This window comes from Psychrobacter sp. FME5 (genome assembly GCF_014861375.1).
In the GTDB taxonomy this organism is placed as follows: domain Bacteria; phylum Pseudomonadota; class Gammaproteobacteria; order Pseudomonadales; family Moraxellaceae; genus Psychrobacter.
This window is the reverse complement of sequence record NZ_RRYX01000229.1, coordinates 1-1,303: the sequence shown is the minus strand read 5'-3', so window position 1 is coordinate 1,303 and position 1,303 is coordinate 1. Positions and strand designations below refer to the sequence as shown.

Annotated in this window: 1 protein-coding gene; it reads left to right on the top strand. The window is 41.3% G+C overall.

The genetic code is table 11. The features are described from left to right. Positions 1 to 90: 90 nt before the first annotated feature. Positions 91 to 1,303, top strand: a 1,213-nt coding sequence (locus EI161_RS14400; RefSeq protein ID WP_192529959.1) for an ATP-binding cassette domain-containing protein, incomplete at its 3' end; no start/stop codon positions are given.

Sequence of the window (1,303 nt, the reverse complement as noted above, 5' to 3'; positions counted from 1 at the left end):
TTGCTTTGGCTGTCACCCTCCTTTATTTCTTCAGCATACTTTCTGACACACCACCAAAATACGCAAAATTCATTTTATTATTGAGTCCTTATGTCCTCTCGCGCTACAGCTTCTCTATATCATATGATCTGGTCGCATTATCGTCTGCCTTTTCTCAAAGTTATCTTATTGAATTTAGTCAATGCGGCGGTCAGTGTGGGTATTATTGCTTATATTAACCACGCCTTTATCAGTCAGCCTGTTTTTAATACCTTATCATGGCAGAGCTTAGGCTATTTTTCAGCGTTAGTGGTTCTGCTATTGGTCACGACTTTTTTATCACAATATGCCCTAACCCGCTTGGGTCATAGATTTGTGTATGAGCTCAGAACCAAGCTGGTCAAACAAATCATCGATACCAACATTCCGCAGATTGACAAATTAGGAAACGCCCAACTACTCGCCAGCTTGTCTACCGATATCCAATCGATTACCGTCGCCTTTGTCCGTATGCCAGAGTTGGTTCAAGGGGTAATTTTATCTAGCGGAGTCGCTTTATATTTGGGTTGGTTGTCATTGCCACTATTGCTGATCATCATGGTTTGGATTGTAATGACGATTTGGATAAGCACCATTTTGGTGAAGCACGTTTATAAGCACTTAACAGAATTAAGGGAGATTAATGATCTTCTGTATCAAGATTATCAATCTATTATCGAAGGTCGAAAAGAGCTTGCACTTAATCAGCACCGCGCGCAAAAGCTGTATACCAATGATTTTTTGAGTCACGCCCAGTCCTATAAAGAGCGTGTTATTAAAGCAGATACCTTTCACTTATCAGCAGTGAATTGGTCGAACATTATGATGTTTGCAGCGATTGGCGTCGTCTTTGCGGTCTCAAACTATCTGAATATTCCCATGAGCGTTGCCACCACTTTTTCTTTGACCATTTTATTTATGCAATCGCCCCTACTACAAGCCGTTGGCGCTTATCCCACTTTACAAACGGCGCAAGTCGCGTTAGATAAAATACAGACGTTGGCGCTTGCTGATTATCAGCCAGCGTTTTTAACCAATATAGCAGCAAATGACTGGCAGACCATCTCACTGAACAATGTGAGCTATCGCTATCAAGGTATAAACCACCATACACAAGAAGGTGTACCTGAAAATAAGTCGCTTACTGATGATATTTTAAAAGGAGTCAATTTAACCTTGAAGCGTGGCGAAGTGGTGTTTTTGATAGGCTCTAATGGCAGCGGTAAGTCAACCCTTGCAAAAATAATTACTGGCATCTTTATACCTACGACAGGCGCTGTAAAAG